Below are 24,223 nucleotides of genomic sequence, written 5' to 3' on the forward strand. Positions count from 1 at the left end.
ATAACATAACACAAACCCCTCTCCCAGGAAACAACCGCCCCATGGATGACCCTTGCCCATATACCGTGAAAGGACTCCTGCCTTTTGTAGGAGTCCTTTCACGAGATTTACTTAGCGGTCGACATCCTCTCCCTTCATTAACCATACATACCGGTTCAGTTGTTCAAATTCCACGGCCATCCCCGCGCACCGGAACAGTTCACCGACTTCCGACAGCAGGGGAAAGAACTCTTCATCCAAGTCTCTTACCACTTTATCAAAGCCTTGTTCAAAGGCTTCCAACCGGATCTTCCGCTTTGATGTTGTATCCAAGAAAGCCGTATCCGTGATCACGATCCTCCCTCCAGGGCGAAGAAGATGGCGGATTCCTGTCAGTGCTTCTCCTTTCTCCTTCTCCGTCAAGTGATGAAACGCATAAGTGCTGATCATTCCATCATAGGTCTCCTCCGCCGGAAGCTGAAGAAAATGCCCGTCTCTCAGATCCAGATCAGGGAGTTTCCCCCTCGCAATCCGGCGCATTTCACCGGACGGCTCCACCCCAGTCACACGATAGCCGGTTTCCCTTAACAATTGGGTGAGATTGGCGGTTCCCACCCCGATCTCCAATACCCGGCTCCCCGGTGGCAACCCTAGGGCTAAAACCGACCGCGTCAGAATCTCTCTGTATCCGGCGAAGACCTCCCGGTATTGGGGATCTCTCCCTGCGACCACGCTGTCATAACTGTCCGCCCACTCGTCAAACCTTGGATTAAAGCGCGCCTCGTTCATTTCTTGTTCCTCTATCTCCTTAAAATCAGATATGTTCTATCTGTATTGGTATGGAACAGGAAAAGTTCCCTTGATGGCATAGAAAAGGGGAGATGAATGGGTTCGCACCGAAAAATCTGGGAACTCTACACTTGGAGGAAAACCCGTCCGGCAGGTAAAAGTACGAGCCTTTTCTGTTACGTAGGTGCGTCGTATCCGGTTCCTTGTCATTTTTTTTAGGGAAAAGGGACCCTATCCACATGTTGAATATCAACTATTACCCGGAGAAAGGAAGGGCGTTCATGAAACGGGTCGAATTAATTATGAACCCGGCTGCCGGAAAAGGGCAGCTGTTAGATCTTCTTGACACCATCACCGAACGATTGCAGGAACATATCGAAGACGTGCGCGTATACCAGACCACAAAACCGGGAGATGGAGCCGCACGTGTGAAAGAGATCGGCACCGACACCGACTTGATCATCGCTGCCGGCGGAGACGGAACCGTTCACGAGCTAGTCAACGCTGTCTCCGCCCTGGAAAAACGGCCCGTATTCGCCATCCTGCCAGGTGGCACCTGCAATGATTTTTCACGGGCTTTGGGCCTTTCCCAAGAGCCGTTGGACGCCCTTGATCAGATTCTTGCCATGCGTACCAAGGTTGTGGATGTGGGTTGCAGCAGTCAGGGACGTTATTTCCTCAACTTTTGGGGGATCGGTCTCATCACGCAGGTATCCCTGGATATCACGAGCCAGGACAAGCAGCGATTAGGTAGGCTGGCCTATTATTTCAGCGCAATCCAAAATCTTTGGGAAGCTCGTCCCTTCCATTTGAAAGTGGAGACGGAAGAAGGACCCCTTTTCGACGGGAAAGCCGCTATGATGGTGGTAGGCAATGGTTCCTTCATCGGAGGGGTGCAGGGATTTTTCCCGCAAAGCCGGTTGGATGACGGACATTTCGACCTCCTGATCGTCAAGGAGGCCACCTTGGAAGGGGCCTGGTCCATGCTGGTCTCCAATATGACCAAGGAGTGGCCGGAGAGCGAAAACCTCCTCTATTCCCACGCTGCATCGGTCTCCATTACCGCTTCCCCGCCACAGGAGATCGACTGTGACGGAGAGAAAGGTGAATTCACCCCGGTGGAACTGACCGCCCTGCGGAATCACCTGACGATGGTTGTCGGTCAAATGCCTCCAAATCCTTAAGCTAAAAGGACCCTTTGCCACCAGATGGTCACAAAGGGTCTCTCTTTTACAGGGCCCTTTTTTCCCGCTTTCTTTTATAATGGCGATACCCCTCGCTGACGGCGATGCTCTGAAAGACCATGATCGCCCCTGCCATATACCCGGCAGCCACATCGGTCGGATAGTGGACGCCCAGATAGATTCGGCTCCAACCGATCAGCAGGATCAGCAACACCCAGCCTACGGAAAGCACTCCTTTGATCCGCGGAGCTAACCGGCTCTTGACTGTCAGGTACCATAATAATCCGTAGAAAGCTATCGAGCCCATCGCATGGCCGCTGGGAAAACTGTAGCCATCGACTTGCACCATCGGATTTTCTTCAGGACGCGCCCGGGCATAGGCGTTTTTCAGAACCATGTTCATAGCCGCAGTACCGGCCATCCCTACCATGACGACCATGGCGTAGCGGATTTTCCGCCTCTGAAGCAAAAACACAACCGTCACCACAGTACCGGCTGTCAACCACCAGACAGAACCCAACTCCGTCACCCCTTTCATCAACCCTGTCAAAGCCGGGGTATGCAAAGTTGCCGTCCATTGGATCAGGCTTTGGTCCACCACCCTGCTCTCCCGTTCGGTGACCTCCTCCGCAATTTCCAGAAACCCGTCTACAAAGGTCAGGGTAAGACTGGTCATGAGCACCATACCGATCAGAAGTGGCCACCATTTTTTCATTCTTCCAACCATCCTTTATTTCGAGCCTCCCTTTAGTCTTTTTTCCACTCTACCCTGAGAGAAGGAGTTGTAAGCAGGTGGACAATCTCACCCACGGTCTGCTGGGCTATGCCGTCTATGCTGCCCGGGACAATCGCCGTTGGACGAAAAAAGAGCGGTGGGGATATGCCACCGCAGCAATCGTCGGGGGAGAAATACCCGACATCGAAGGTTTTACCACCTTTATGGGCCAAGCCGTTTACCTTACCTGGCATCGAGGATTTACCCATTCTCTCCTCTTCGCTCCGGTTATGGCCCTTCTAGCTGTGGGTATCGTCTGGCTCTTCAATCGTTCGATCCGTTTAAGGACAGCTTATCCCCTAGCTCTGTGCGGCGTTTTCCTCCACATCTTCACCGACTGGTTCAACACGTGGGGGACTGGCCTCTTGGAGCCCCTCCACAGCGACAGATATTCCCTCGGATTTCTTTTCATCGTAGACATCGTCATCCTTTCGGCCTTTTTGCTCTTTTTTCTATTGCGGAGAAAATACCCCGGACCACGGGTCTTCCGGACCTTATGGGTCTTCCTCTTTCTTTATATGGCTTCTCAGGCAGGCCAGGCTTGGGTACTGCACCATCAGCTGATCGGTGATTATGACAGGGTAACTGTTTCCGCTGACGCGATCCCCACTCGATTCCGCATGGTCGCCCACAAAGGGGATGAATTCCATTTTTACAAGGGGTCTGTCTTTACTCCCCTTAAAAAAACGGGAGAAGCAAAAAACCAGCACCATCCGGTGGTAAAGGAGGCCCTAAAAGATAAAGAGGCCCGAGCACTCGTCCGTTTCCTCCCTTCCTATGGAACAGCGATCGAGGAAACAGCGGAAGCCTACCGGGTTACCATCTATGACCCCCGTTTTCGTAAAGTCCAGCCTTCACTCTTGTCTACCGTGGTGGAAGTCTCCAAGAAAAACGTGGGAAAAGGGGAAGAAAGATAATGCCCATCAAAAGAAAAAGTCCGGAGCCTCGATGGCTCCGGGCTTTTTACAGTGGTTCAGACGGATGGGGTTCTGCCGGAGGGGCTTCCAAGTGAGCGGCACAATTGACTTGTTTTACATGCCAGCCGTGTTTTGGCTGGAAAACCAGATGAGAGACGGCGGTATTACGAATCCGGGTCCGACCCGGACCGTGGACACCCTCACTCACCTCCTCCAAGACGCCGTTGATGGCCCCCCCGTGGCTGACGACAACGATCCGTTCACCAGGATGTCTCACTATCAGCCTCTGTAACTTAGCGATCATCCGATCTTTAACCTCTTCCGTACTCTCTACTCCGTATTTGCCTCCCCGGTGCCAGACTTCTTCCCATTCGCCGGGATGACGCTTTTTCACTTCAGCGATCAGAAGACCTTCCCAGTCACCCATGTATCGTTCACGAAACTCAACCATCCGGCCTACGATAAGAGTTCGGTCTCCAGCAACATACTCCGCGGTTTGGACTGCCCGGGTCAGATCGCTGGAATAAACAGCTGAGATCTCCTGCTTTGAAAACCGTTGACCCAGCCGGCGGGCCTGTTCTTCTCCTGCTGAGGAGAGCGGCATATCCTTGTGCCCTTGTACTCTCTTTTCCTTATTCCATGCGGTTTCTCCATGGCGAATGAGATAGATGTGGGTTTCCATCGGGTCGACTCCTCTCATTTCTCAGATATCAAGTGAAATCGTTGATCGTCGGGATCCCAAGCCAATTCATAAGTTCGTATAAGCTGATCCCTGCCGTCCAACTGATCGACCGTCAAGATCCGCTCCTCCTGGCCGTCTCCGCTCTCTCGGCATGAAAGGATGACTCGGTACCGCAATTCTTTTCCCCGGGGGATTCCTGGGTCGACCAATACCTTCTCATCCCGTACAAGCCCCGCGCTGTTTCCTCTGAACCAAACCTTCCCTTTCCCGTCAAAGAGGATAAAGCGGCTGACGGTTCCACGATAAGGGGTTCCGTCTCGGGTTTGGAGCACATCCGATTCTCCTCGCACGGCCAACAAACTATCCGGTCCTCGAGAAGTCGAATTACCCCAGTAAACGATACGAGCATGGGGACCCAAAAGACGCTCCGTCTGATCCCGCAAATGCGATTCGGACCAGGACGGAGCCAGGGTGGATCGGTCCACCGTATGAACCAGGGGAATCACCTCGCCGTCCTGCCTCTTAGCATAAGCGACAGCCGTCCAACGGCCTTGGGAGCCGGGCAACTCCGTCAACAGCCAACCAGCCCCTATTCGTTCTCCTTCTTCGAGAGGGGTTTGCCAAACATGCCAACGATCCCTTTTTCCTTTTACCGTCAGAGAGACCCCTTTCTCCTGATGATCCAAGACCAACTGCCACTTCCCATCCTTATCTCCGGCAACGCTTCTTTTTAAGGAACTCTTCTGTGGATGGAGGGGGACTTTGATCCGATAGCCCAGGTCCAAGGTTTCCTGACTCAACCGAAGCATCTCCTCAGCGTCGTCCGATTCCCTCTTTCCTTTTTCGCCGCTAATCCGTTCAGATACGGGAGCGTAAACGGCCTCTTCCAGACGGTTTTCTTCTGTATGATAAACGCCGATTCGGTACGCTCCTGCTTTTTTCTCATAGACCACGGTTGCCAGATAAGTGCCATCATAACTGGCACCCAGTATGTAGGGTGCTTTGGAAACGTATTTTCGGAATCCTTTAGTGGACACCAACTCCTTCAGCCGCGGAACGACCACTTCCTGGTATGGATGGAAGGAGGAAGATTTTTTCTCACCGTTCTCTCTCTCCGATGCATGGCTGCGATCCTCCGGCTGACAGGCGGCTAGGGTGAGAGTCAGCATACCACATAAAAAAACGTTCCATTTTTTCGCCATCCCATGCCCCTTCTCGTCTGTTATCCTCTTCTTATCTTACCGGATTCAGGCTAGACCGGCCAACCACATCTTCGCGCATAGCGCCTCTGGTACCGCTGCATCCTAGGGAAAAAGGAAGGAACCCGACGATCCATGTTGACGCTGACTGCCGGTGAAGATCTTTGCCTTATCCTGTTTAAGCAGGAACACGCTCGTCCCCTATTCCGTTTGTTGGAAGAAAACCGGCCTCTCCTTGAGCGCTGGCTGGATTGGATGGTGAAGATCCGAACTTCTGAGCAGATGGAAGCATACATCCTCCGCTCCCTCGCTGCTTTCGCCTCCGGTAGTCAGGCCCATTTCGGCATTTGGTCCAGTGGGGTGTTGGCCGGTTCCGTTACCGTGGAGCGCTTCGATTCCCATACCCGGACGGCTGAAATCGGATACTGGTTGGGGGAGTGTCACAGCGGTCGCGGACTGATGACGCGGGCCGTCCTTTGCACCGCCAACTGGCTGTTTCAGGAACGCGGGGCCAACCGAATTGAAATTCGCTGTGAGGCGGACAACCGTCCAAGCCAAGCCGTTGCCCTCCGAGCTGGGTTCACTTGGGAAGGAACCCTTCGTGAGGCCGGTTTCCGCCAGGGACAATTTGTCGACCATCTTATCTACAGCCTGTTGCACAAGGAATGGGAAGAAACGATTCCTTCGACCGTCAATAGAAAATCCTAAACGCAAAAAGGTTCCTGCGCCCTGCCAGGAACCTTTTTTTGCTGAATTCCTTCTAGTGAGATCTCCATACCCTGACGCTTGGGGGATCGTTTACTCCCCTGGACTTCCGGATCCAACGGGGCGGAACACCCACCAGCCGTCTTTGTTTTTGTCAGCCAGGAAGACGGCAGTATCAGGTGTGAGCGGGGTGGTGACAGGGAGAAAGTCGCCATTTTTTCGCTTGTGTTTGACATGGCGGACCACCTCATCTCCTTGGACAAAAACCAGCAGATTCAGCCCTTCGTCACCCTTCAGGTCCCGGATGACATCGCCCGCTTCCTCCCACTTAAATCCGAGACTTTCGTTGATCGACTTTGCCGTGGAATAAGGGCCGAAAATATACAACTTGTCCCAAGAAAAGTTACCCGCGACATAATTCATGCGGATCAGGCCATTCCCCTGCCCCCCGTCGGCCCCTTCTTTCACTTTTTTAACAGCGGCATTGAGATCTTCTTCAAGGCTGGGCTGAGGGGTACAGGCAGACAACAACAAGAGGCCAGCCGCCACCAGGAGTACCAGCGCTTTCCTTCCATTCATGAGGAGTTCCTCCTTCTCTTCCACAAAGGGGCGCGAACATAGATACGGCCCCGCCTAAAGACTTGATGCCCTCCCATTATACCGGAGAAGAACCAAGGACGGACAGAAGGGTTTTGAACGAACAAAAACAGATTGGATGAGACTGCTGACAAAGTCCTACTGCACTCCGGAGGGAGCAGAGCAGACATCCCCCCACATCTGCGGGAGGAACATCTGGCGCGGACTCGGAAATCCGGCTCTTCACTCCTGCTCCGGGGTTTGTCAATAACCTCATAGATGCTCAATCTGCTTTTGTACCGGTTCACGTCCCTTAGGAAGAAAGGGGGATTGTGCTCTCACGGACAATCAGCGAATGTTCCAAGGTTTCCGCAGTCTGTAACGATTGATTCCCATGGAGCATCTCTGTCAAAAGGGTTGCGGCACGGCGCCCCATCTCAAAGGGGGAATGTCGGATCGTGGTCAGGCGAGGGTGTATAATCGAGGCCAACTCCTCATCATCGAAACCGATCACGGAGACATCCTCCGGCACCTGTAACCCCTGGCCTTCCAAGTAGCGGATGGCTCCAACCGCAATCCGGTCACAGGCACAGAAAACGGCAGTGGGAAGCTCCGGGGCTGAATGGAGGATTTCCATCCCCTTATACCCATCCTCCACAAGAAACCCTTCTCCTTCCGACACCCATTCCTCTCTGCAAGGGAGAGCCCGGCTGGCAAGGGCGTCCCGAAAGCCTTGGTAACGTTCTTGTCCAGAAGCCACATCCCAAAAGGGACCGCCGATCATGCCGATTCTGCGATGGCCCAGTTGAATCAGATAATCCGTCGCTTCAAAGGCGGCTTTCCAGTTGTTGATCACGACAGAGGGGGCTTTCAACCCCTTCACCCGCTGACCGATCACGACACAGGGGATTCCCAGACGGGCGAGGATCTCTTTCTGGTCTTCCTCAAGTCGAGCCGCTGCCAGAATGATCCCTTCCATCTGTCGGGAGCGATAAATCTGCAGAAGTTCCTTCTCCCTCTCCGGATCTTTCTCTGAGACAGATAACATCAGGTGATACTGAAACTCTTTGGATACTGATTCGATTCCTTCAACAAGACCGGAAAAATAGGGGTTGAAAATCTCGGGAATGATCACACCGAACAATCCCGTCCGTTTTTGAATCATGCTGCGGGCAACGGCATTGGGCAGGTATCCGGTCTCCTCTACTGCGTCCATTATCCGCTTCTTCAACTCGTCGCTGACAGGTTTCGACTTATTAAGAACCCGGGAGACCGTGGCAATGGAGACCCCTGCACGTTTTGCCACGTCACGAATCGTCACGATCATGGATTATCACCTGCGTTTCTCTTTCCACAGAGCCCGTTTTTATTCCTTCACTGCCCCGGAAGTCAACCCAGCCACGATCCGCCGCTGGAAGATGAGGACCATGATCACCAGCGGGATGGTGACGATGACGGATGCCGCAGCGATCTCTGCCCAGGGAATGCTGTACTGCCCCCGAAAGAGAGCAATTCCCACCGGTACCGTCCGCATCGATTCTTCGGTGTTAATCGTAAGCGCAAAAAGAAATTCGTTAAAAGAGGCGATAAAGACGAGAATCGCTGTGGTAAAGGTCCCCGGTACCGCTAATGGAAGGATCACCTTCCAGAAGGCCTGCATCGTGGATGCCCCATCCATCTTAGCCGCCTCTTCCAAGTCGAAAGGGATTTTTCGGAAAAAGGTGGTTAGATTCCATAGGGCTAATGGCAGAGCAAAGGTGGTATAGGGGATGATCAGGCCCAGATACGTGTTGGTCAACCCAAAGGTCTGCATAAATAGAAAGATCGGAGAGATTGTGGCGATCTGCGGGAACATCGATACCGCCAATACCACACCCAAGATGATGCTTTTCCCGCGAAATTTCAGGCGGGCGATAGCGTAGGCGGCAATCGCCGCGATAAAGACAGAGTAGAGGGTAGTAGCGCCGGCGACGATAGTGCTGTTGACGAGGTATGTGACGAAAGGCCGCTGAGTAAATACCTTTTCGAAGTTTTCAAAAGTGGGGTTTTGCGGCAGTTTGAACGCACTATCCCCGAAGAGCTCCCCCGGCGGCTTTAAAGCCGTCACGAACTGCCAGAGAAAGGGGAACAAGACGACGATCAGGAAGCCGGTCAAAAAGATGTAAAATAACGGGCCTGCTTTCTTGGACATTTGGTTTCACCTCTCCTCACAGGAAGTGTCCAGTGTCTCAGTTTTTATCACTGATCAGGTCACGTCCGAGCAGTTTGACAAACAGGATACTGATTGCAGCGACACAGAGAAATACGATCACCGACAGGGCGGATCCGGCGCCGAAATTCATCTGGGCGAACATCACTTTGTAAGCATACATGGAAATCGACTCAGTTGCGTTGGCCGGGCCGCCCCCTGTCAGCACAAAGATCAGGTCAAAGACACGGAAGGCATCCAAGGTACGGAACAGGAGAGCAACCAAAATCGTTGTGCGGAGCATCGGCAAGGTGATCTTGATAAACTGCTGTACCTTACCGGCTCCATCCACCTCCGCCGCCTCATACAGGCTCTGGGGGATCGTTTGGAGACCGGCGAGGATCAAGAGCGCCATAAAGGGAGTGGTTTTCCAAACATCAGCAAAGATGACAGCAAACATCGACCAAAACGGCGTGGTCAAAAGCGTCCCCATATTGGATATCAATCCGACCTTCTCGAAGATCATCGCCAGAATCCCATTTTGACCGTCAAAGAGAAATTTCCACATGAGAGCGGCCACCGCTGTCGGCAACGCCCAGGGAATCAGGACGGCCGCCCGAACCGCCCCGCGTCCAAAGAACTCTCGGTTGATAACCATCGCGATCCAGAGGCCGAAAATCAGTTCCAGGGTGACAGAGACGAAGGTGAAAATAAAGGTATTGTTCAGGGAGGACCACATGCGGTTATCGTTGAAATACTGCGTATAGTATTTCAGTCCGATGAAGTTGGGTTCAATAAAGGAGTCCAATGTCCCTCTGGTCAGTCCGATCACCTTTTTGGGGTGAGCCAGCTTCCCTGCTTTATCGAGATTGGTCAGCCGATTTTTGACCTTCACAAGCTTTTCGGAAGCGGAACGGGCTTTCTCTTCATCCACGTCGACGATTTTGATCGCTTCAGGAATCGCCTCACCTTCCAGCAGGATCTCATCCACCTGATCGTAGTTCTTTTTCAAGTCGGGGTCGCTCTCGAGGGCAGCAGTGACTTCCTGTACCTGATCCCTAAGGTGGGTCAGTTCCTCCTGGGTCGTCCCCTTCGCTTTTCCGATTTCCTCTTCGAAGGCAGATGCCAAGAGAGGGGCGTTTTGCGCATAGAGTTCCAGGTTGATCCCGTAACTAGAGTAAGCTTCCTGCTTGGTGGGATCGTTTAGCCGGATATCGTACATGCTGATAAAAAAGGAACGGGCCACAGGATAAATCGCGATAACAAGGATGAGCAACAATGCGGGTAAAACGAGAAGGTAACCCGTTTTCCTATCGGAAAGCCCGTTCTTGTTTCCTCTTCTCACACATTTCACCACTTTTCGCGTTGGAATGAACAGCCTTCCCCCATGAGGAGAAAAAGGCCCCGGCTCGATGAACCGCGGCCCCATACCGGTCAGATAGAACCTTTCTTCCATCCTTTTATCGGATGTTTCTTTTCTTGCCGTGCTTTTATCCCCTTCGGGAAGATGGGCGGTCCTTCCCCGAAAATTTTGTCAGTTTCCCCTTCGCGAGTCGTTACTGAATAATTTCTTTCAACTTCTTGTCCATCTTTTTGATAGCTTCTTTTGGAGATTGCTTGCCCGCCAGCGCCTTGGAGACTTCTACCTGGATCGTATCGGAGATCTTGGGGTACTCCGGAGAAACCGGACGGGAAATAGCCGCTGCGATCCCTTTCACATATTCGTCTTTTTTGAACAAGGGGTTGGCTTTTTTGACATCGCTATCCTTATAAAGAGGGAGGTAGGTGGGGGCCAGGCCGCCATCGACGGCGGAGATTTTCTGCCCTTCTGCTCCAGTCATAAACTTGACGAATTCCCAGGCTTCTTTTTTATGCTTGGAGTTTTTGTTGATCCCGGCCATCCATCCTCCCAAGGTAGCGGCGGTGCCTTTTTCCCCAGCCGGAAGGGAAGAAACACCCACTTTACCTTTCACTTTAGATCCCTCTTCATTCATCTTTGCGTAGTGGTAAGGCCACTGGCGGTCGAAGACAGCTTGTCCCTCCCCATAGATGGCATCCGTTTCCACTTCAGTGATAGCAGTTAGGTTCCCTGGCACATAGTCGGATTTCGCAATCTCTACCATCTTCTTCAGACCCTTGATGGAGCCTTCACTGTCGATGGCCACTTTACCTTGCTTATTCAACACCTGTCCACCGTAGGCACCGATGAACTCAATAAAGTTACAGACTAGTCCTTCATACTGTTTGCCCTGCATTACATACCCGAACTTTGTCCCTTTCTTGCCCTTCAAGTCAGCCGCCTGCTCGGTCAATTCATCCCAAGTTTTGGGCGGCTCCTTCACCAGGTCTTTTCGGTAGTATAAGAGGCCCGCGTCCATGAATTTGGGCATTGCCCATTGTTTCCCGTTGTAGTTGCCCGCATCAACGGCCCCTTCCACATACTGATCCATCTTGATGCCGTCTTTCTGAATAAAACGGTCCAGGGGTAGAATGTAACCCGCTTGGGCAAATTCCGCTGGCCAGATCACGTCCATGTCAAAGACGTCCACTTCGTCGGATTTGGCACTAAACATCGTCACGTATTGGTCATGGCTTTGGCCGGTATCTGAGGGCATCTCCTTGAGCTTCACCTTGATATTCGGGTGTTTCTTCTCAAATGCTTCGATCAGTTTGGTTGTACCTTTGCTTGTATCCTTCCCCCGTGCATAGGTCAGAGTGACCTTGTCTCCTTCTCCTCCCTGCTCATCTCCGCCCTGCCCACAGGCTGCCAGGGTCAATATCATGGAAGACGCCACGCCGATCGATAACCACTTTTTCCAGGTTTTCATTGGATCCTTCCTCCTCGTATGGGATGGGAGAAACACATGACGGACGACAATCCTTTATGTTCGAAATTTTCGGTAGCCACCCCCCTCCATGATTAATTCAGGGTAACCAAGCTCCCTGTGCGGGAGGACTCGTAAATCGCGTCCAGTACGCGGAGGACATCGATTCCGTGTTCCGGGCGGCAAACCGCCTCAGACCGGTCCTCCGCCGCATCGAGGAAATTGCGAATCAGAAGCAACCGCTCGTTTTGCTTGGGAGGATGCAGGATGGAATCCGACGGAACCCCAGCCTCTTCGTGATAAAGGACGAGTTGATGTTGACGGAAATCCAGCGAAGCGCCTCCATCCTCCCCGTATAAGTCGACAAAGGTCCGCTCTTCCCGGATATGGGAAGCCCAACTGGCATCCAGGGAAAGACTGGCTCCGTTTTCAAATCGAATCATAGCGACAGCCAGATCTTCGACGTCGTAGCTCCCCTCAAGGTTGGGAGTTCCCCAGGAAGACAGCCCCTTTTTCCGGGGACCAAACCGGTCATAAGTCTGCCCAAAAACGGAAACCGGACGGGGAAAGCCCATCAACCACAGAGTGAGATCGAGCATATGAACCCCCACATCAATCAGAGGACCACCGCCGGCCTTCTCCCGGCTGGTAAACCAGCTCCCCCAACCAGGAATTCCCGACCGTCTCACCCAACCGGTTTTGGCATGGTAGAGCGCTCCCAACTTTCCCTCTTCAACCAAACGTTTCAAAAGCAGCGTATCGCCATGGAAACGATTGTTCTGAGCGGGCATCAACAAGCGGCCCGCTCTCTGTGCCTTGTCAGCCATCTCTTTTGCCTCGCGGCTGTTCATAGCCAGGGGCTTCTCACACAGGACGTGCTTGTCCGCATCCAGGGCGGCAAACGCCGCTTCTTTATGCAGAAAATTGGGAAGGCAAAGGATGACGGCGTCGATCGTCTCATCGGCGAGCATATCCCGATAGTCGGTGTAAAACGCCTTCACTCCATAAGGGGCCCCCCGTCCCTGGGCCAGCTTTTTGTCAAGGTCGGCAATGGCCTTCACCCGAACACGGGGTTCCAAAGCTGCCGCCTGTAGGTGGGCTTCGGAGATTCCCCCGGCCCCGATGATCCCGATATTCCGTATGGGCTTATCCATCCTTTGCTTTTCCTCCGATCATTCCGGCTGGACTCCGGCAGCAGAACCAACTGGGACGACACGTTTTTCTACCGATGCTTCCAGAGCTGCCAAGATGACGTCGAGGGATCGCATCCCCTCTTCTCCTGGAATGAGAGGATCCACATCACGGAGGATGGCGTCGATGAAAGCTGCGATCACACCAGAGTCTGTCTGGCTGCCTGCCTCATTAGTGGCAATCCCCCCCACCTGATATTTTTCGACGCTGCCGTCGGTCCTCTGTACAATCACTTGATCTTGGGGATCTTCTCCGATCCGCATCAGACCTTTCTCACAGTAGAGAATCGTACTATTGTCCTCTCCTGGTTGATGGGTCCAGCTGGCGGCAAGGGTTCCGATAGCCCCCTTCCCCGTTTTTAGGAGGAGAAGGGCGTTGTCGTCCACATCCGTCCCTTCTTTCTGAAGGGTACCGACGAAAGCACTCACTTCGACTACTTCGTCGTCCAACAACCAGCGAACCAGGTCGGTCTTATGGACTCCCAGGTCTCCCATCGCCCCGATAAAAGCTTTTTCTTTTTGAAAAAACCAACCGCCCGGCCCTTCGACACTCCAACCCTCGGGCCCCCCGTGGCCAAAAGCGGTTCGGAAGGTGAGAACCCGGCCCAGGGTACCCGTCGACAAGATTTCCTTAGCTTTCACATGAGGCGGCATCAAGCGCTGGTTATGACCGATCATCAGCTTCACACCCGATTCTCTCGCCGCCCGAATCATCTCCTCCGCCTCCTCCCGAGAGGTGGCCATCGGCTTTTCGCATAAGACATGTTTACCAGCCCGGGCCGCCGCGATGGAAATTGGGGCGTGGTAGGCGTTCGGGGTACAGACGCTGACTGCATCCAGCTCCTCCAATTTGCACAGCTCTTCGTAATCCGTGAATACACGGCCACCGTATTCCATCGCCGCTGCGGTCGCTCGTTCTCGATCGGTGTCACAGAAAGCGACCAGTTCAACATGGGGGTTGTTGGCGTATTCAGGGATATGACGGTGGATAGCGATACTGCCGCATCCGATCACGCCCACTTTGATTTGAGTCATGCTCGTTCCCTCCTGCATGGGGATGATTGGCGGGTCAGACCCACCACATGTCGGTCAGCTTCTCCTTGGTGATGATGGAAGAAAGGTTCCGAACGGCTTTTTGGAAGCCCTCTTCCACGGACATCAGAGCGTCTTCGTGTTCGATACTGACCACATAGTCGTAACCGACCAATCGCAACGCACTGATCATATCGGTCCACGTCTTCATGTCGTGGCCGTACCCGACTGTACGGAAGAGCCAGGCCCGATCCTGCATATTGGCGTAGGATTGGGCATCAGTGAGACCGTGCATATTGACGTTGTCCGGATCAATATAAGTATCCTTAGCGTGGAAATGGTGGATGGCCCCTACTTTCCCCAGGATCTTGATCGCTGCTACCGGGTCGATCCCCTGCCACCACAGGTGACTCGGGTCCAGGTTGGCCCCCATCACTTCCCCTACTTCCTCTCGCAAGCGAAGCATAGTGGCCGGAGTGTGAACGGAAAATCCTCCGTGTAGCTCTAGCGCTACTTTCACATGATGGTCGGCGGCAAACCGGCCCCACTCTTTCCAGTAGGGAATGATCTTTTCTGTCCATTGCCACTCTAACACTTCCCGATATTCATGAGGCCAGGGTGAGATGGGCCAACTGGGATACTGAGCCCCTTCATGGTCTCCTGGCGTACCGGAGAAGCAATTGACAACGGGGACTTCCAACCTTTCAGCCAGCTCCACGGTCTTGACAAAGGTTTCATGGGAGCGCTTGGCGAAATCCCTATCCGGGGTCAGGGGGTTACCGTGGCAAGAAAGACCACTGATACTCAGTCCCCGGTCTTCCACCGCTTTTTTGAAGGCTTGTAAGCGCCCCTTGTCAGAGAGCAGCCTATCCGGATCACAGTGGGCATTGCCTGGGTAATTGCCGGTGCCCAACTCTACGGCTTCCAGCCCTGCCTCCTTCACATAATCCAGCATATCTTCAAATGACTTTTCGGAGAAAAGGACCGTAAATACACCGAGTTTCAATACCGTGACCTCCTTGGAATATGGATGTGAATCCGCTTTCAATTCAACGGCAGGAGAGAAGTAGCACTGCAAAGGAAAGGAATCTTCAACCAATTTTGAATGCATTTTTTCTGAAGACAAGGAAAACGTTTTCCTATCTATGAGGATAGGCAATTTTGCCTCCCAGCGCAAGACTGAATTATCTTCCATTTCATATCGAGGGAGGTTTTCCTGATTGTACGATAATGCAACCGTTTGCACAAGGGGGTAAAAAGAGGAATATCCCAAGGCCTCTCAAGAGTTCCCTTCTCTCCTGAAAATTGGGATACCGGTGCAAAATCGCCCCCCAGTGAGGGCTTTGTTTCTCCCTTGCCTCTGCAGCTATAATTAGGATGGGCGAAAGCACCCAGCGAAGCCGATTCCGATCAATGAAGGAGATAACCATGCGATTGCGACGCAAGCCCCAAGCCCAACAGATGGTACGGAAGCACCCCAGAGTGATTCTGGATCCTGAACGGGTCCGTGGATACTGGAAAGCTTTTTTCGGAAATAACCACCCCCTTTTCCTGGAACTAGGCACCGGCAAAGGGCAGTTTCTGTCTCGGGCCTGCCAACAACATACGGAAATCAACTGGATTGGTGTAGAACGGATCGAAGAAGTCCTCCTCCATGCCCTTCAGAAAGCCGATGAAACGGGCTGTGGTGGCAATCTTCGTTTCCTTTGGCTCGATGCCAAAAAACTGGACGAGGTCTTTGCCGAAGGAGAGGTAGACCGCATCCATCTCCATTTTAGTGACCCCTGGCCTAAAAAGCGTCATGCCAAACGGCGGCTTACCGATCGCCGCTTCCTTGAGCAATACCGACGTATGCTGAAAAAAGACGGCTTTCTGCAGCTAAAAACAGATAATGAAGACCTTTTCAACTTTTCTCTGGAGGAATTGGCCAAAGGTGGCTTTCAAGTGACAGACAGCACCTCAGATCTGTACGACAGTTCCTTTGACCAAGAGAATATCCCCACAGAGTATGAGGAGAAATTCACCTCTCAGGGTATGCCGATCCACTTTCTTCGAGCCCGACACATGTAAGCCGACTCTCCTATTGACTTTTATTTCAAAACCGCTATAATATAGGTTTGTATGGCTCCACGTGTTCCTTTCTTGGGGGAACGTGAGGATAGCTTAAGCAAAGAACGGTGATGGAATCACCCTCACTGATCCGCCCTGCAGGGGCCGCGGCTGCATTCCCCTGCAGGTGTCCTGCTTTTCGCCGCTATCCGGAAAGTGCGGGCAAGTCGGCGGATCAGCCATACCCTGTTGTTTGCAACCTTCATTTTGCAAATTTGAAAGGAGCAGGTTTACTATGGCACGTTATACCGGACCTCGTTGGAAACTGAGCCGCCGTCTGGGGATCTCCCTCTCCGGCACCGGCAAGGAGCTAAAGCGCCCTTACCCGCCGGGACAACACGGTGCAAACCAACGGCGCAAACTCTCCGAATTCGGCATCCAATTGCAGGAAAAACAAAAATTGCGTTTCATGTACGGCCTGAACGAAAAACAATTCCGTACACTATTTGATAAAGCCGGCAAAATGAAAGGGGTTCATGGTGAAAATTTCATGAAGCTCCTGGAAGCGCGCCTGGACAACGTGGTGTACCGCCTCGGCTTGGCACGTACCCGCTCCCAAGCCCGCCAGTTGGTGGTTCACGGCCACGTCACCGTCAACGGCAAGAAACTGGACCGTCCGTCTTACCATGTGCAGATCGGTGATGTCATCGGCTTGCGGGAGAAGAGCCGCAACCTGGGTATCGTCAAAGAAGCCCTGGAAGAGCGCACCTACATGCCAGAGTACTTGTCTTTTGACGATAACAAAGTAGAAGGTACCTTCTCCCGTCTGCCGGAACGGGATGAACTGCCTGCCGAAGTCAACGAGCGTCTAATCGTTGAATTCTACAGCCGTTAATCGGCTTCCCTTCAACTAAACAAAAAAAACCCCTTCCTGTTGCGGGAAGGGGTTTTTTTATCTGCGCTTCGATGATAAAGGAAACCCGCTTGATGAACGAGTAATGGTGGTTACTTATTAAAACCCAAGGCGGGTGATAAGATCTCTGCTCGTTACTCTCCCCCCAACCTGACGATTCGAAGAGAAGCGTTGACAATTGGGGCACAATCGATGGATTCTACTAACACATCCGTGCTGGTACCACTCTTCTCCCGCTTCTTCAAAAAGCAAAATGACCGCCCTCGAGTTAAAAGCAACGATATCCTAGCGCTATTTTTCAAGAATCCTCCATAGACCACGATTTGTTCACAAAAAAAAGCTGCTTGTTCAGCAGCGTGATAAACCTACTCTTTTATCCCAGCTTTACCTTAGCAAATTTCCGTTTTCCTACCTGGACGACCATCCCGTCGGAAAGTTGGATTTGTGCATCGACATCAGTCACTTTTTCTTCGTCGACTTTGACCGCCCCCTGCTTTACCATGCGGCGAGCTTCTCCATTGGAGGGAACCAGTCCCAATCGAGAGAGAAGATAGACCACCCATAGACGGCCACCCTCCAAGTCAGAAGTGGCGATTTCCACCTCAGGGATATCTTGGGGTAGTGCTCGTTGCTGAAAAACCCGTTTAAAGCCGGCTTCCGCCTCTTCCGCACGTTCTCGGCCGTGGTACATCTCCACCAAACGGCGAGCAAGACCCATCTTCGCATCCCGCGGATGGAGGGTGCCCTTTTTCACCTCGTTCTGAATTTGGTTCAGCTCTTCGATGGGCAGATCTGTCACCAGCTCATAGTACTTCAGCATGAGATCGTCGGGGACTGACATCGCTTTTCCGTATATTTCTCCAGCGGGTTCGTTGATCCCGATGTAGTTGCCCAGGCTTTTAGACATTTTCTTAACACCGTCGAGTCCCTCCAAGAGCGGCATCGTAAGGATCACTTGTTCTTCCATCCCGTATTGGCCTTGAAGCTGGCGCCCCATTAGGAGGTTGAAAGTCTGGTCGGTCCCTCCCAGTTCGATATCGCTCTCTAAGGCGACGGAATCGTAGCCCTGCATCAGAGGATAGAAAAATTCATGGACACTGATCGCCTGACCGCTATGGTAGCGTTTGGAAAAGTCATCCCGCTCCAGCATCCGTGCCACTGTGGTCTTGGCGGCCAGATCCACCACCGCAGCGAAGTCCAGCGGAGAAAGCCAACGGCTGTTAAAGTGGATTTCCGTCTTCTCCCGGTCCAAGATCTTAAACAACTGATCGGCATAGCTTTTGGCGTTTTCCTTCACTTCGTCCTCAGTCAGTTGTTTTCGAGTTTCCGACTTCCCTGTGGGATCGCCGATCCGCCCGGTAAAATCCCCGATCACCAATTGAACGAGGTGGCCCATGTTCTGAAACTGCCGCAATTTGTTGAGTACCACCGTGTGGCCGATATGAATATCCGGAGCAGAGGGATCCAATCCCAGTTTCACTTTCAGAGGTTTTCCCGTCTCCACCGCCCGGCGCACCTTCTTTGCCAGATCCGCCTCCGGGATGATTTCAGCGGCTCCTCGTCGGATCACCTCCAGCTGGTGTTCCACTTCTTTTTGGACTTCTGATGTCATTTCCTGTTCCTTCTCCATCTTACCCACCTCACCTCTTCCTGCTCATTTCCCCTACCTTTAGTAAAAAAAGCGGGAATTCCATAAAATAACCCCGTCCCCAAAAAAGGGACGGGGAAGATTTCACCCGCGGTACCACCCTTGTTGAAAGCTACACGCTTTCCGCTCGTCACATAACGGGAAAGGGCTCCCGTCGTCCACCCACCATGGGGGGAACGAAGCTCCCAGGTTGTAATTCGTCCGTGCGGGGCCGCTGGTTTGCACCGTCCACCAGCTCTCTGTTTGTACCCTTACCCGGCTACTTAGACCTGTTCGTCGCCGTTCGTTCATTTGATTGACCCGGTCCAGCCGGGAACTCGATACTGCGATATCTCCATCTTACCCAATAACCGGGGGGTTATCAAGGCTATGGCTCGTCTTCCTTCGTCCAACAACCATGAATTTTCCCGCCTGCGCCGTTTCTGGCGCGGCCTGTTTCGAGGCGTCCTCCTGTTGTCCATCGTGCTCCCTCTTCTCTTTCTGGCCGGTGTGGGCGGGTTAGCAGGTTATTTCGCATCTCTGGCTAAAAAGGAGCCGGTCCGAAGCCGGTCTCAATTCACCCAACAGCTGGACAACCTCAGTCAGACCAGCCACGCTTTCTTTCGTGACGGTACACCGATCGGAGCACTTCGCTCCGAAGCCGACCGCCGGATGGTCCGGTTAGATGAAATCAGCCCTCACCTCATTCAGGCCTTTTTGGCCGCTGAGGACAAGGACTTTTACCGCCATCCGGGTATATCCCCCCGCGGAATCCTTCGAGCGGCCCGGGACAATCTAAGCCGCCAGCGGGTCGCCAGCGGCGGTAGTACCATCACGCAGCAACTGGTAAAAAACATGGTGCTGCAAAACCGGGAGAAGGTATTGGAACGGAAGCTGAAAGAAGGGTTGATCGCCTTGCGTTTGGAGCGGGTATTCACCAAGGATGAGATCCTCACCTTCTATCTGAACAGCTTATATTTCGGCAAAGGGTCCCACCGGCGCAACATGCTGGGGGTAGAGGCAGCCTCCCGGGGAATCTTCGGGAGGAACACCCGACATCTCACCCTTGCCCAGTCTGCCTATCTGGCCGGAATGATCCAACGACCAGCTGCTTACGACCCTTATCGTTCCGATACATTCGCCGCTGGGAAACGACGGATGAAAACCGTCCTGAACCGGATGTTGAAAAACGGTCAGATCACTCCTGCAACCTATGAGGAAGCGCTGGCCTCCAACCTAGAGGATACTTTAGTCAAGCCCCACCGGGAAAGTGCTTACCACCGGCACCCCTTCCTCATGGCAGCGGTAGAGGAAGAGGCCGCCAAACGGCTGATGGATGCCGACGGACTCAATCCATCGGAACTTTCTGCCCAGGGCCTGTACCGAACCACTCTGGAACAGTACAGAAAACGAATCTTGACCGGCGGCTTGCGGGTCGAAACCACTTTGGACAACCGCTTAGATGCAGCCGTCAACAAAACCGCGGCGAATCCACACCTCTTTGCCAAGCCGATCACCTATACCGTTCGTTACGGCTCAAAGAACCATGTCGTAAAAAATGCCCCAGAAGAAGTAGGAGCAGTCCTACTCGACGTAAAAACCGGGGGAATTCTCGCTTTCGTCGGGGGCCGAAACTTTGAGACTGCCCAGACGAATCACGCCCTATCCGCCCGCCGTCAGCCCGGTTCCACCATCAAGCCCCTTCTTGACTACGGACCGGCCCTGGATCAAGGCATGATCACCCCAGGAACAGTCCTGGTAGACGAACCTCTCACCGTCAAGATCGGAAATGGGGAGACGAAAACCTACAAAAACCAAAACGAAGCATACCAGGGTCCCGTAACCGCCCGTCATGCCCTCAAATGGTCCCTTAACATTCCCTCCATCAAACTTCTGCGGAAACTCGGAAAAAAAGAGGCCTTCCGCTATCTGGAGGCCATGGACTTCCCCATCCATCCCAGGGACGGCGAAGCCTCTGCAATCGGCGGTTTCACCCGTGGTTTCACTGTGGCGGAAATGGTCGGAGGTTATGCCATGCTGGCTCGGGGCGGTATCTGGGAGCCACCGCATCTGGTCGAGAAGATCACCGACGGAAAGGGCCGAGTTTTGTATGAACACCGCCCCTCTCCAAAACGAATCCTTTCTCCAGAAGGGGCTTTTCTTACCGTTGACATGCTGCGGGATGTCATAAAGTCCGGAACTGGCCGCCGGGTGGGTTCACGGATGCCAGGCTATGACCTAGCCGGAAAAACCGGTACCACCCAAAACGGCCATGATCTCTGGTTCATCGGCACCACTCCCCAGGTCGCACTCGGCGTCTGGATCGGTTATGACATCAACCATCCTCTCCCCGATAGCCGGCGGGCCAAGGATGTCTGGTCCCGTCTCTTCCGTTCAACACTCCGGACCCGACCGGAGTTATTCCCGAAGGGAGAAGCCTTCCTCCCCCCCGAGACTCTGGAGCAAGTCGAGCTCTGCACCGTGTCCGGACAAAAGGCGACCGAGAATTGCCGGAAGGCCGGGGAAGGTAAAACGGATTGGGTACGGAAGGGGGAAGAACCGGAAGACCTGTGCTCCCTCCATGCTGTCGCCGACATCGTCCATGGAGGAGATAAGGACTATCTGGCCGACTCCCGCACTCCCGCCGATTTTGTGCTCCAACAGTCGGGGGTCCAGTTCCCACCGGATTCCTCCGAAGCTCGTTGGTATCCCGGAAAACAACTGCCGACAGAAACGGACCCCAGAGAAAGCCAAGGTATTCCCGACCCTCCCCGGGTGTTTGCCACTCCCGCTCCCGACGGCATCCGCCTCACCTGGTTCCATTCCGGAAAGGAATCCCTTGTCGGATTTCGGATTTATCGGGACGGCTCGCATATCCAAAGTATCCCATCTGGACAGCCGACTCGCTGGAATGGGCCGCCGGGAAACTATGCCGTAACCGCTGTCGATGTGGCCGGACTGGAGTCAAAACAGGCCGTCCCGCCTGCAATGACTCCCCTTCCTTCCACTCCCGCCGGACTGACCGTTTCCCATTCAGCAGGCGTGACCCAACTGAGCTGGCATGACGTTGTCGGCACCGATCAGTACCGTATCTATTCCGCTTCCAAACCCGACGGCCCCTATCAACTGATAGGCCAATCCAGCCGTCCGACCGCTGCCTTCTCCACCGGCGATTCTAACCGCTGGTACCGGGTTACCTCCGTTAACCCCCAGGGTGAATCTCCGCCTTCCAAGCCTGCAAGCTAACCAATACCTTAAAGGGTTTACAACGGCGCCCCTTTAAAACTTTCCACTTGTGTGCGGATCGCTTGTTCCGTTGGGAGGCGTTCGATACTCGATGCACCGAAAAATCCGGCAACCCCCTCGGTTTTCTCTAGAATGAGGCGAACATCTTCCGGTTCAGCGATCGGGCCTCCGTGACAGAGGATCAGAATCTTGGGGTTTACCTCTCTGGCTGCATCAGCCATTGCCTGGATGCGGACTGCCGCATCCTCTAGGGTCATCGTCGTTTCGGCACCGATCGAACCTTTCGCTGTCAGTCCCATATGCGGAACCAACACGTCAGCCCCTGCCTGTGCCATCGCCACAGCTTCTTCTTCGTTAAAAACATAGGGGCATGTCAACAGATTTAATTCCCGGGCTTGCCGAATCAATTCCACTTCCTTGTCATACCCCATCCCGGTTTCCTCCAGGTTCTTTCGGAAAAACCCGTCGATCAAACCGACCGTGGGAAAGTTCTGGACGCCTGCGAAGCCCAATTCCTTCAATTGCCGCAGAAAAACCGGCATCTGGCGGAAAGGATCTGTTCCGCATACCCCAGCCAAGACCGGTGTATGCTTCACCACCGGGAGGACTTCCGACGCCATGTCTGTGACAATCGCGTTCGCGTCCCCGTAGGGCATCAATCCGGCCAGAGACCCCCGTCCGGCCATTCGGTAGCGCCCGGAATTATAAATAATAATGAGGTCTGCCCCGCCGGCTTCGGCAAACTTAGCGGAAATACCCGTTCCCGCCCCGCAGCCGATAATCGGGTGTCCTTGTTTCACTGAATCCATCAGTCGGCTTACAATCGCCTTCCTTGCCACCGAGACACCGCCTCCTTTGTATATGGATCGCTATTGGCAACCACCCGGTTTAGATGAAATATGCGATCAGAGGTTACTCGCTGTCCTCCGCGATCAATTCCAATAGTTTATCCGCCATCGCATCGGAGAAAGCCTGGTCATTGATATTCAGATCCAACTCGTAAATCGGCAGGTCCTTTCGGATATGGCGTTTGATACTATCAAACAAAGCCTCATCCGCTTCCGGCCACCAAAATTCTTTACCGGGAGCATCGAGGGCGGAAATGCCCTTTAACGGCAAAAATACAGCAGTCGGGCCGGTGGACCGATTCACCTTTTCCGCAAAAATACGACCCAGCGCCTCGTTCTCCTCGGGAGTGGTACGGATCAAGGTAATATTGGGATTCCACTGATACAAAATCCGGTCCCGCAAATCCTCGGGCACCGTGTCCAATCCCCAAAAATTCACCATATCCAAACATCCCGGGGCAGCCACTTGTGGAATTCCCCATTCAGCGGCTGCATCCATTCGCTGGGGACCTGCAGACAGAACCCCGCCTACCAGCTCATCCGCCAGTTCGGTGGTGGTGATATCCAGCATCCCCGTTATGTATCCTTCTCGAACCAAAGTCTCCATCGTTCGACCACCGGTTCCCGTCGCATGGAATACCAGGACCTCATACCCGTTTTTCTCCAGCGAATCCTTACACTGGTTGACAGAGGTGGTCGTATTCCCGAACATGGAGGCCGTAATTAAGGATTTCCCCACTTTTGGGGGTGGCTCAGTCTCCAGCATACCGACCAGTGCACCGACTGCATTAGCGTAGATCCGGGCGCTGAACATATTGACCCCCGACACGTCAAGAATGGAAGGGAACATCACCACATCGGTAATGCCTACATAGGGTTGGGTATCACCGGAGGCAACCGTGCTGACCATCACTTTCGGGGCCCCCAACGGGAGCTCCCTCAGTGCAGCCGTTCCGATCACGGTTCCGTTGGAACCACCCATGGAGATCCCTGCATCGATCACCCCTTCCTGGTACAGGTCTCTCATGATAAGGGCGATGCCACGGGTCATGACACTCATGGCTAGGGATTTGTCCCCTTTTTCCTTGAGTTCCCTCAATTCAACCCCGCTCGCCTTCGCCACTTCCTCTGCCGAAATGTCAGGCCGAAAATGAGGTTCACCAAGGATGCCCGTATCGATGACAAAAGCCTTGTGCCCCCTCTTCTCAATCTCTTGCTTCACATACGCATAATCCTTCCCCTTTGTATCCAGGGCGCCAATGACAGCCACTGTTTTCGACATCGACTCACCTCTTTTTCAAAGCAATTTTTTCTTTCATGATTGCAACGACATTTTACCATTAATTAACCCTTGTTTTGTCGATTTCTCTCGAAATCAACTCCTCCCCCAGTTGAATCATCCCAGTGCTGCTCACCCAAAACAACGCCCCTCTTTGATCCCCCCACCCTATCCTTGAGCACGGTCGATTCGGAAAGCGAGACCAACACAAAAAAGCCCG

Annotated in this window: 21 protein-coding genes and 1 other annotated feature; of the genes, 6 read left to right on the top strand and 15 right to left on the bottom strand. The window is 53.3% G+C overall.

Features of this window, described 5'->3' with window-relative positions; genetic code table 11:
* Nucleotides 1-111: 111 nt before the first annotated feature.
* Nucleotides 112-768 carry a class I SAM-dependent methyltransferase gene (locus ACFOUO_RS09110; protein WP_380704404.1) on the bottom strand — a complete coding sequence of 219 codons (657 nt, stop codon included), beginning with the start codon at nt 766-768 and terminating at the stop codon, nt 112-114.
* A 281-nt stretch (nt 769-1,049) separates the two neighbouring features.
* Between ACFOUO_RS09110 and ACFOUO_RS09115 the strand changes: the two genes are divergently transcribed.
* The gene (locus ACFOUO_RS09115; protein WP_380704406.1) at nt 1,050-1,952 is read left to right on the top strand and encodes a diacylglycerol/lipid kinase family protein; all 903 of its coding nucleotides are present in this window, start codon (nt 1,050-1,052) and stop codon (nt 1,950-1,952) included.
* Between the two features lie 46 nt (nt 1,953-1,998).
* On the opposite strand, the gene ACFOUO_RS09120 is transcribed toward ACFOUO_RS09115, so the two are convergent.
* Nucleotides 1,999-2,667 carry a phosphatase PAP2 family protein gene (locus ACFOUO_RS09120; protein ID WP_380704408.1) on the bottom strand — a complete coding sequence of 223 codons (669 nt, stop codon included), beginning with the start codon at nt 2,665-2,667 and terminating at the stop codon, nt 1,999-2,001.
* 77 nt (nt 2,668-2,744) lie between these two features.
* Here ACFOUO_RS09120 and ACFOUO_RS09125 point away from each other — a divergent pair, with 77 nt between their 5' ends.
* Nucleotides 2,745-3,644, top strand: coding sequence for a metal-dependent hydrolase (locus tag ACFOUO_RS09125; protein ID WP_380704410.1), 900 nt, complete (start codon nt 2,745-2,747; stop codon nt 3,642-3,644).
* Nucleotides 3,645-3,690: 46 nt separating this feature from the next.
* On the opposite strand, the gene ACFOUO_RS09130 is transcribed toward ACFOUO_RS09125, so the two are convergent.
* Entirely contained in the window at nt 3,691-4,326 is a 636-nt protein-coding gene (locus tag ACFOUO_RS09130; protein ID WP_380704412.1) for a histidine phosphatase family protein, read from the bottom strand.
* 14 nt (nt 4,327-4,340) lie between these two features.
* Nucleotides 4,341-5,528, bottom strand: coding sequence for a hypothetical protein (locus ACFOUO_RS09135; RefSeq protein WP_380704414.1), 1,188 nt, complete (start codon nt 5,526-5,528; stop codon nt 4,341-4,343).
* Nucleotides 5,529-5,660: 132 nt separating this feature from the next.
* Here ACFOUO_RS09135 and ACFOUO_RS09140 point away from each other — a divergent pair, with 132 nt between their 5' ends.
* On the top strand, nt 5,661-6,233 hold the full coding sequence (locus ACFOUO_RS09140; RefSeq protein ID WP_380704416.1) for a GNAT family N-acetyltransferase: 573 nt from the start codon (nt 5,661-5,663) through the stop codon (nt 6,231-6,233).
* Nucleotides 6,234-6,323: 90 nt separating this feature from the next.
* On the opposite strand, the gene ACFOUO_RS09145 is transcribed toward ACFOUO_RS09140, so the two are convergent.
* From ACFOUO_RS09145 to ACFOUO_RS09180, 8 genes are all read right to left on the bottom strand, one after another.
* Complete coding sequence (locus ACFOUO_RS09145; RefSeq protein WP_380704419.1) at nt 6,324-6,809, bottom strand: hypothetical protein; 486 nt, start codon at nt 6,807-6,809, stop codon at nt 6,324-6,326.
* A 310-nt stretch (nt 6,810-7,119) separates the two neighbouring features.
* Nucleotides 7,120-8,133, bottom strand: coding sequence for a LacI family DNA-binding transcriptional regulator (locus tag ACFOUO_RS09150; RefSeq protein WP_380704421.1), 1,014 nt, complete (start codon nt 8,131-8,133; stop codon nt 7,120-7,122).
* Nucleotides 8,134-8,172: 39 nt separating this feature from the next.
* On the bottom strand, nt 8,173-8,997 hold the full coding sequence (locus ACFOUO_RS09155) for a carbohydrate ABC transporter permease (protein WP_380704423.1): 825 nt from the start codon (nt 8,995-8,997) through the stop codon (nt 8,173-8,175).
* Nucleotides 8,998-9,034: 37 nt separating this feature from the next.
* Nucleotides 9,035-10,339: an ABC transporter permease subunit gene (locus ACFOUO_RS09160; protein ID WP_380704425.1), complete on the bottom strand. Its 1,305-nt coding sequence runs from the start codon at nt 10,337-10,339 to the stop codon at nt 9,035-9,037.
* Between the two features lie 211 nt (nt 10,340-10,550).
* Entirely contained in the window at nt 10,551-11,822 is a 1,272-nt protein-coding gene (locus ACFOUO_RS09165; protein WP_380704427.1) for an ABC transporter substrate-binding protein, read from the bottom strand.
* Nucleotides 11,823-11,914: 92 nt separating this feature from the next.
* Nucleotides 11,915-12,973, bottom strand: coding sequence for a Gfo/Idh/MocA family protein (locus tag ACFOUO_RS09170; protein WP_380704429.1), 1,059 nt, complete (start codon nt 12,971-12,973; stop codon nt 11,915-11,917).
* Nucleotides 12,974-12,991: 18 nt separating this feature from the next.
* Entirely contained in the window at nt 12,992-14,044 is a 1,053-nt protein-coding gene (locus tag ACFOUO_RS09175; RefSeq protein ID WP_380704431.1) for a Gfo/Idh/MocA family protein, read from the bottom strand.
* 34 nt (nt 14,045-14,078) lie between these two features.
* Nucleotides 14,079-15,047, bottom strand: a complete 969-nt coding sequence (locus ACFOUO_RS09180) for a sugar phosphate isomerase/epimerase family protein (protein ID WP_380704433.1) — start codon at nt 15,045-15,047, stop codon at nt 14,079-14,081.
* Nucleotides 15,048-15,469: 422 nt separating this feature from the next.
* On the opposite strand from ACFOUO_RS09180, the gene trmB reads away from it, so the two are divergent.
* The gene (gene trmB, locus ACFOUO_RS09185) at nt 15,470-16,111 is read left to right on the top strand and encodes a tRNA (guanosine(46)-N7)-methyltransferase TrmB (RefSeq protein WP_380704435.1); all 642 of its coding nucleotides are present in this window, start codon (nt 15,470-15,472) and stop codon (nt 16,109-16,111) included.
* A gap of 274 nt (nt 16,112-16,385) precedes the next feature.
* The gene (rpsD, locus tag ACFOUO_RS09190; RefSeq protein WP_380704437.1) at nt 16,386-16,985 is read left to right on the top strand and encodes a 30S ribosomal protein S4; all 600 of its coding nucleotides are present in this window, start codon (nt 16,386-16,388) and stop codon (nt 16,983-16,985) included.
* A 391-nt stretch (nt 16,986-17,376) separates the two neighbouring features.
* Here rpsD and tyrS read toward each other — a convergent pair whose 3' ends face one another.
* The gene (gene tyrS / locus ACFOUO_RS09195; RefSeq protein ID WP_380704439.1) at nt 17,377-18,633 is read right to left on the bottom strand and encodes a tyrosine--tRNA ligase; all 1,257 of its coding nucleotides are present in this window, start codon (nt 18,631-18,633) and stop codon (nt 17,377-17,379) included.
* 83 nt (nt 18,634-18,716) lie between these two features.
* Nucleotides 18,717-18,937 (bottom strand) — a binding site (T-box leader).
* 83 nt (nt 18,938-19,020) lie between these two features.
* Here tyrS and ACFOUO_RS09200 point away from each other — a divergent pair.
* Complete coding sequence (locus ACFOUO_RS09200) at nt 19,021-21,876, top strand: transglycosylase domain-containing protein (protein ID WP_380704441.1); 2,856 nt, start codon at nt 19,021-19,023, stop codon at nt 21,874-21,876.
* Between the two features lie 17 nt (nt 21,877-21,893).
* Here the strand turns inward: ACFOUO_RS09200 and ACFOUO_RS09205 are convergent, their stop codons facing one another.
* Entirely contained in the window at nt 21,894-22,700 is an 807-nt protein-coding gene (locus ACFOUO_RS09205; protein WP_380704822.1) for a phosphoenolpyruvate hydrolase family protein, read from the bottom strand.
* An 88-nt stretch (nt 22,701-22,788) separates the two neighbouring features.
* Nucleotides 22,789-24,006, bottom strand: a complete 1,218-nt coding sequence (locus ACFOUO_RS09210; RefSeq protein ID WP_380704443.1) for a Tm-1-like ATP-binding domain-containing protein — start codon at nt 24,004-24,006, stop codon at nt 22,789-22,791.
* Nucleotides 24,007-24,223 lie beyond the last annotated feature (217 nt).

The sequence above is a fragment of the Salinithrix halophila genome (assembly GCF_042650125.1).
In the GTDB taxonomy this organism is placed as follows: domain Bacteria; phylum Bacillota; class Bacilli; order Thermoactinomycetales; family DSM-45169; genus Salinithrix; species Salinithrix halophila.

What these genes read in the sequence shown, in the direction of transcription:
- ACFOUO_RS09110 (WP_380704404.1), bottom strand. Translation starts at nt 768, where the DNA reads ATGAACGAGGCGCGCTTTAATCCAAGGTTTGACGAGTGGGCGGACAGT.
- ACFOUO_RS09115 (WP_380704406.1), top strand. Translation starts at nt 1,050, where the DNA reads ATGAAACGGGTCGAATTAATTATGAACCCGGCTGCCGGAAAAGGGCAG.
- ACFOUO_RS09120 (WP_380704408.1), bottom strand. Translation starts at nt 2,667, where the DNA reads ATGAAAAAATGGTGGCCACTTCTGATCGGTATGGTGCTCATGACCAGT.
- ACFOUO_RS09130 (WP_380704412.1), bottom strand. Translation starts at nt 4,326, where the DNA reads ATGGAAACCCACATCTATCTCATTCGCCATGGAGAAACCGCATGGAAT.
- ACFOUO_RS09135 (WP_380704414.1), bottom strand. Translation starts at nt 5,528, where the DNA reads ATGGCGAAAAAATGGAACGTTTTTTTATGTGGTATGCTGACTCTCACC.
- ACFOUO_RS09140 (WP_380704416.1), top strand. Translation starts at nt 5,661, where the DNA reads ATGTTGACGCTGACTGCCGGTGAAGATCTTTGCCTTATCCTGTTTAAG.
- ACFOUO_RS09145 (WP_380704419.1), bottom strand. Translation starts at nt 6,809, where the DNA reads ATGAATGGAAGGAAAGCGCTGGTACTCCTGGTGGCGGCTGGCCTCTTG.
- ACFOUO_RS09150 (WP_380704421.1), bottom strand. Translation starts at nt 8,133, where the DNA reads ATGATCGTGACGATTCGTGACGTGGCAAAACGTGCAGGGGTCTCCATT.
- ACFOUO_RS09155 (WP_380704423.1), bottom strand. Translation starts at nt 8,997, where the DNA reads ATGTCCAAGAAAGCAGGCCCGTTATTTTACATCTTTTTGACCGGCTTC.
- ACFOUO_RS09165 (WP_380704427.1), bottom strand. Translation starts at nt 11,822, where the DNA reads ATGAAAACCTGGAAAAAGTGGTTATCGATCGGCGTGGCGTCTTCCATG.
- ACFOUO_RS09170 (WP_380704429.1), bottom strand. Translation starts at nt 12,973, where the DNA reads ATGGATAAGCCCATACGGAATATCGGGATCATCGGGGCCGGGGGAATC.
- ACFOUO_RS09175 (WP_380704431.1), bottom strand. Translation starts at nt 14,044, where the DNA reads ATGACTCAAATCAAAGTGGGCGTGATCGGATGCGGCAGTATCGCTATC.
- trmB (WP_380704435.1), top strand. Translation starts at nt 15,470, where the DNA reads ATGCGATTGCGACGCAAGCCCCAAGCCCAACAGATGGTACGGAAGCAC.
- rpsD (WP_380704437.1), top strand. Translation starts at nt 16,386, where the DNA reads ATGGCACGTTATACCGGACCTCGTTGGAAACTGAGCCGCCGTCTGGGG.
- tyrS (WP_380704439.1), bottom strand. Translation starts at nt 18,633, where the DNA reads ATGGAGAAGGAACAGGAAATGACATCAGAAGTCCAAAAAGAAGTGGAA.
- ACFOUO_RS09200 (WP_380704441.1), top strand. Translation starts at nt 19,021, where the DNA reads ATGGCTCGTCTTCCTTCGTCCAACAACCATGAATTTTCCCGCCTGCGC.
- ACFOUO_RS09210 (WP_380704443.1), bottom strand. Translation starts at nt 24,006, where the DNA reads ATGTCGAAAACAGTGGCTGTCATTGGCGCCCTGGATACAAAGGGGAAG.